The 249-nt window shown below is 75.5% G+C and carries 1 protein-coding gene; it reads right to left on the bottom strand.

What is annotated here, in order from left to right:
* On the bottom strand, window positions 1-249 hold a 249-nt coding region (locus ABZ281_RS26440; RefSeq protein WP_356659320.1), incomplete at both ends, for a dihydroxy-acid dehydratase.

The following is a 249-nucleotide window of genomic DNA, read 5'->3' on the forward strand; positions in this document are numbered from 1 at the left end:
GACCGGTGCGCTCCTCGGCCCGGGCCACGAGTTCGTCGCCCCGCAGCGCCGCCGAGACCTTGCGGTCGCGGTTCTTCGGGGCGTACACGCCGTTCAGCGCCTGCTCGCGGCGGGCCAGCTCGGCGTCGTCCACCAGCAGCTCGATGGAGCGGTTCGGGATGTCGATGCGGACGCGGTCGCCGTCCTCGACCAGGGCGATGGTGCCGCCCGCGGCCGCCTCGGGCGAGGCGTGGCCGATGGACAGGCCCG

Origin of the sequence: Streptomyces sp. NPDC006265, assembly GCF_040613555.1 — a bacterium.
GTDB lineage: Bacteria > Actinomycetota > Actinomycetes > Streptomycetales > Streptomycetaceae > Streptomyces.